This window comes from Mesorhizobium sp. M4A.F.Ca.ET.050.02.1.1 (assembly GCF_003997725.1).
Classification (GTDB): Bacteria; Pseudomonadota; Alphaproteobacteria; order Rhizobiales; family Rhizobiaceae; genus Mesorhizobium.
In genome coordinates, this window is the sequence record NZ_RZSG01000862.1 from 1 (window position 1) to 2,442 (window position 2,442).

The 2,442-nt window shown below is 62.3% G+C and carries 3 protein-coding genes; 2 read left to right on the forward strand and 1 reads right to left on the reverse strand.

What is annotated here, in order from left to right:
- Positions 1 to 461 (reverse strand): amidohydrolase family protein (locus EOA33_RS32325; protein WP_145989412.1); only part of this gene is annotated, 461 nt, incomplete at its 3' end.
- Positions 462 to 609: 148 nt separating this feature from the next.
- Here EOA33_RS32325 and EOA33_RS32330 point away from each other — a divergent pair.
- Both EOA33_RS32330 and EOA33_RS32335 read left to right on the forward strand, forming a co-directional pair.
- Positions 610 to 1,461, forward strand: coding sequence for an alpha/beta hydrolase (locus EOA33_RS32330; RefSeq protein ID WP_126054335.1), 852 nt, complete (start codon positions 610 to 612; stop codon positions 1,459 to 1,461).
- 356 nt (positions 1,462 to 1,817) lie between these two features.
- Positions 1,818 to 2,442: outer membrane protein (locus EOA33_RS32335; protein ID WP_145989413.1), on the forward strand; the 625-nt coding region annotated here is incomplete at its 3' end.

The window sequence follows — 2,442 nt, forward strand, 5'->3', positions numbered from 1 at the left end:
ATCTGCACATGCACGTTGATCGGCATGGCGACGGCCTCGTCATGCATCAGCCGCACGCCGGCCAGGCCCAGCACATTTGCGATCTCGTGCGGGTCGATGAACATCGAGGTGGTGCCGCGCGGAATCACGGCACGGCAGAACTCGGTCACCGTCACCATGCCGCTCTCGACATGCATGTGCGCGTCGCAAAGGCCGGGCACCAGATAGCGCCCACCGGCATCAACCACCTTGGTGCCTAGCCCGATGGCGTGGCCGGCATTCGGCCCGCAATAGGCGAAGCGCCCGCCGGCGATGGCGATGTCGGTGCCAGCGACGATCTCGCCTGAATGAACATTCACCCAACGGCCGTTGCGGATGACGAGATCGGCGGGTTTGCGCCCCATCGCGACATCGACGAGATGCGTCGCCACTTCCGCCCAGGGTTTGGGCTTTGCGGCGTTGGCGGTTTTGGCATTTGTCATCGGCAAGTCCTCTGCTGCCGCCAGTCTGGCAAAAGTCGGAGCAAGGAACCAGAGCCGTCTGCATGGGGTCCTGCAGCAGACCGCAATTGTTGACTATTTCACGCAAAAGGCGATGCTGCTCATCCGGCCTCAACCTAAGAGGGGAATGATGACCCGTTTCTGGAAAGCATTTGCCGCCGCCATTCTGCTCCTCGCATCAACCGGGTCTGTATCCGCCGAGGAACGCTGGCAGACCTTGCCGGAACCTGCGGCGATGCCCAAGCCCGAGCAAAGCGGCTATGCGCCGGTCAACGGCATCCAGATGTACTATACTGTGTTCGGCGCGGGCGACCCGGTGCTGCTCATCCATGGCGGCCTTGGCCACGCCGACATCTGGGCGAGCCAGGTGGCGACGCTTGCCAAAACGCACAAGGTCATTGTCGCTGACAGCCGCGGCCATGGCCGCTCCACCCGCACGGAGCAGCCCTATGGCTACGACCTGATGGCGTCGGACTATCTGGCGCTGCTCGACTACCTGAAGATCGACAAGACCGCGCTTGTCGGCTGGAGCGATGGCGGCATTATCGGTATCGACATCGCGCTGCATCATCCGGAACGGCTGACAAGGCTCTTTGCGCAGGCGGCGAATGTCACCACCGATGGCGTCGATCCGGGCGTGATGACCAACAAGACCTTTGCGGCCTACATCGAGCGCTCTGGGCTCGACTACAAGAAGATGTCGAAGACACCGGACCAGTATGACGCCTTCGTGGCCCAGATCAGCCACATGTGGGAGAGCGAGCCGGCGTGGACCAAGGAACAACTCGGCAAGATTACCACGCCGACGGCGATCGTCGCCGGCGACCATGACGAGGCGATCAAACGCGAGCACACCGAATACATGGCCTCGGTCATTCCTGGTGCGAAGCTGATCATCCTGCCCAACGCCAGCCATTTCGCCATGCTCCAGGCGCCGGACGAATACAGCAAGGCGGCGCTGGATTTCATCGACGCCAAATAGCCAGCGAGCCGGAATGTTCGTCGGTCGCTGACGATCATTCGGATTGGCGGAAAATGGCAGGGACGATCAGGTTCGCAATCTTCGCAGTGACGGCCGGCCTTGCCGGACTGGCATTCTTTACCTCGCATTCGTTCTGGACATGGGCCGCGCCTATCCTGATTTTCATCGCCGGCTCCGTGCTGGCCAAGTTCGCCTTCAACCGTCTGGCGTCGCCTCTCGAAAAACAGCGCGACCTGGAGGATCGGGTGCGGACCCGCCGGCGTAAACCGTTGTTGAATGAAGCCAATTCCGTTTTGCGGCGAATAAGGCTAGGTTGTACCAGGGAGTCTTTCGAAACCGCCATTTCGGAGAACTCGATGCGTAGATTGACGCTCGCCAGTGCCGGTTTACTTGCGCTGCTGTCCGGGTCGGCCCAGGCGGCGGACTTGGGCGCCGATCTGCCAATGACCGCCCCGGGGTTCGACTGGACTGGCTACTATGCCGGCCTGCAGGGCGGCTACGGCTGGGGAAGCTCCGACATGAGTTCGACCGGTGGCGCGCCGTTTTCCGCCTCGCCGGATCTCAATGGCGGGTTCATCGGCGGCCACGTCGCCGGCCTCTGGCAGTTCGACCAGGCGGTTCTCGGCGCCCAGGCCGACCTCAACTATTCCTCGGTCAACGGCGCGGCGGACCTCGGTCTCGGAGATTCTGCCGGCGCCGAGATAAAATGGTTCGGCTCCGTCGACGCCAAGGCCGGCTACGCCATGGACCGCGTGTTGGTCTACGGCATCGGCGGCATCGCCTTTGCCGGCATCGAAGCGTCACGCAATGGCGTTGCAGACACGCGGACAGATGTCGGCTGGACGCTCGGTGCCGGCGTCGACTTTGCCCTCACGGACAAATTCGTCGTTGGCGCCCAATACCGGTACTACGATTTCCGTTCGGAACATTTCGACATTCCGGACGACCGCGATCAGGACGTCAAGCTCCACACCCTGGGAG

What these genes read in the sequence shown, in the direction of transcription:
- EOA33_RS32330 (WP_126054335.1), top strand. Translation starts at nt 610, where the DNA reads ATGACCCGTTTCTGGAAAGCATTTGCCGCCGCCATTCTGCTCCTCGCA.